This window comes from Intrasporangium calvum (genome assembly GCF_028446585.1).
In the GTDB taxonomy this organism is placed as follows: Bacteria; Actinomycetota; Actinomycetes; order Actinomycetales; family Dermatophilaceae; genus Intrasporangium; species Intrasporangium calvum_A.
In genome coordinates, this window is sequence record NZ_JAPFQL010000151.1 from 1 (window position 1) to 2,531 (window position 2,531).

Consider the following 2,531-nt stretch of genomic DNA (forward strand, 5'->3'; position numbering starts at 1 on the left):
CAACACTGATTTGATATCTCCATAGAGTTACGGCTGCCATAGCGAAGGGGAAACGCCCGGCTCCATTCCGAACCCGGAAGCTAAGCCCTTCAGCGCCGATGGTACTGCACTGGTGACGGTGTGGGAGAGTAGGACGCAGCCGGACAACCATTCACGAAACGCCCCACCGACCTGTCGGTGGGGCGTTTCGCATTTTCTGCTGCTCTCCGACGTCTGCCTGAGGAGACAGTGAGCGCGGCGTAGGGTGGGCCTGTGCCCGAACTCATTGAGACCCCCACACGAATTCCTGTGCCAGGCGGCAAGGTCATCGAGGAACATGTCGGCGCGGTCACGACCCCGGACGCCGGCCTGCAGGGATCCGTTTCTGTCGCGCACATGAAGGCGCCCCCGGGTTGGTCGGAGCCATTCCAGACGCCCGAGTTCGACGAGATCACGCTCGTGCTCGCCGGCCAGGTGCTCGTCGACCACGACGGTGGCCGCCTCACCGTGGACGCAGGCCAGACAGTGATCACTCGCGGCGGTGAGCGGATCCGCTACTCCAGTGGCCCTGACGGTGCTGAGTACGTCGCCGTCTGCCTGCCGGCCTTCACCGACGCGCTGGTCCATCGCGAGGAGATCACGTGACGCCGGAGCTTGCTCGGCGCGCACCCAAGGTGCTGCTGCACGACCACCTCGACGGCGGTCTGCGGCCACAGACGGTTGTCGAGCTCGCAGAGGCGGTCGGCTACGACGCCCTCCCGGAGGCGGAAGCGGGCCAGTTGGCCCGGTGGTTCCAGGAGAGCGCCGATTCCGGCTCCCTGGTGCGATACCTGGAGACGTTTGCTCACACGCTCGCGGTCATGCAGACCAAGGAGAGCCTGCGTCGCGTTGCCCGGGAGAGTGTGCAGGACCTGGCCGCGGACGGCGTTGTCTATGCAGAGAGTCGTTATGCCCCGGAGCAGCACCTCGAGGCCGGGTTGACGCTGGAGGAGGTTGTCGAGGCGGTCAACGCCGGCTTCCGGGAGGGGGAGGCGCTGGCGGCTGAGGCGGGTCACCCGATCCGAGTGACCGCGCTCGTCACCGCGATGCGCCACGCCGCCAAGTCGACGGAGATCGCGCGCCTGGCCGTGCGGTATCGCGACGAGGGCGTGTCCGGCTTCGACATCGCTGGCGCGGAGGCGGGCTTCCCACCCACTCGACACCTTGATGCCTTCGAGTACCTGCGCCGGGAGAACGCGCACTTCACCATCCACGCGGGAGAAGCGTTCGGGCTGCCGTCCATCTGGGAAGCCATCCAATGGTGTGGCGCCGACCGGCTCGGCCACGGCGTCCGCATCGTTGACGACGTCCTCGTTGCCGGCCGCCCCTTCCCCGAGTGGTTGGAGTCCAACCGGCATGATGAACGCGCCCTGGTCGATCTCGACCTGGCCGACGTCAAGCTGGGGCGCCTCGCCGCCTACGTGCGCGACATGCGCATCCCGCTCGAGATGTGCCCGAGCAGCAACCTGCAGACCTCCGCGGCGTTGTCCATCGCGCTGCACCCGATCACGCTGCTCAAGCGGCTGCGGTTCCGCGTCACGCTGAATACCGACAACCGCCTCATGAGCAACACATCGATGTCGAAGGAGGCGGTCCTTCTCGCGGAGCAGGCGGAGTGGGACCTGACCGATCTGCGCTGGGTGACGATCAACGCGATGAAGTCGGCCTTCATCCCCTTCGACGAACGGCTCGCGACCATTGAGGGCGTCATCAAGCCGGGCTACCGTCAGCTCGGCTACATGGGCTGAGCCTCGTCGCGGAGGGCGCGGGATACAGCCGCCTCGACGTGCGGCCGGGTGGAGGGAAGTGCGGAACCGGCGAGTCGGCCAGGCCCACGATCCGGTAGTACTCCGCCGTCGACTCCCAGCTCATGCCGCCGAGCTGCCGATCAGCCTTATCGACGCGCCCCCATCGTCTCGGCCCGGTCCACGAGCTCCGCCTCGGCCTCGCGCGGGGTCACGCATCTGGCACCGTGGGCCTCCGCCTCGGCGAGGACATTCGGCTCGTCGAGCAGCAGCGCCATCCCACGACGAAAGAGGATGTGGGGCGGCTTGCGCCGCTCCGAGAGATCGCGCACCAGACGGAGCATGAAGGTCACCCATCGGTTGCGGCGGACGCACAGCGCGTCCGCCAGCAGCCCCTCGGTCTCGAGGGCCTGGGCCACGCGCGCTGCAAAGAGGCCCTCGGCGAGGATGAGGTGGTGTGGAGCTGCGGTGACGAGGTGCTGGCCGGTCGCGCGCGACGTGCTGATGTCGTAGACCGGCACATCCGCCTTGCCGGTGTCGACCAGGCGCCGGAGCGCGGCAACGGCGGCGTCCGCGTCCCAGGAGTTCACGTGGTCCCAGTCGGGGATGCCGAGGTGCGAGCGTGGCAGGTCGGGGTCGTCAACCTCGCGGTAGAAGTCGTCGAGGCGGACCACCGGCCAGCCGAGCCGATGATTGAGGCGAGCGGCCAAGCGGCTCTTGCCCGCCCCGCTCGGACCGGTGATGAGGATGACGCGTCGCCGGCCTCCC

General features: G+C 68.0%; 3 protein-coding genes and 1 rRNA gene. 3 read left to right on the forward strand and 1 reads right to left on the reverse strand.

Annotated elements, in window-relative coordinates; genetic code table 11:
- Window positions 1-28 precede the first annotated feature (28 nt).
- From rrf to OO014_RS19190, 3 genes are all read left to right on the forward strand, one after another.
- A 5S ribosomal RNA gene (rrf, locus tag OO014_RS19180) occupies window positions 29-145 on the forward strand.
- A 107-nt stretch (window positions 146-252) separates the two neighbouring features.
- Entirely contained in the window at window positions 253-624 is a 372-nt protein-coding gene (locus OO014_RS19185; protein WP_272463930.1) for a cupin domain-containing protein, read from the forward strand.
- Window positions 621-1,766, forward strand: a complete 1,146-nt coding sequence (locus OO014_RS19190) for an adenosine deaminase (RefSeq protein ID WP_272463931.1) — start codon at window positions 621-623, stop codon at window positions 1,764-1,766. Before OO014_RS19185 ends, OO014_RS19190 begins: the two co-directional genes overlap by 4 nt.
- A 146-nt stretch (window positions 1,767-1,912) precedes the next feature.
- Here the strand turns inward: OO014_RS19190 and OO014_RS19195 are convergent.
- Window positions 1,913-2,531 (reverse strand): uridine kinase family protein (locus OO014_RS19195; RefSeq protein ID WP_272463932.1); only part of this gene is annotated, 619 nt, incomplete at its 5' end.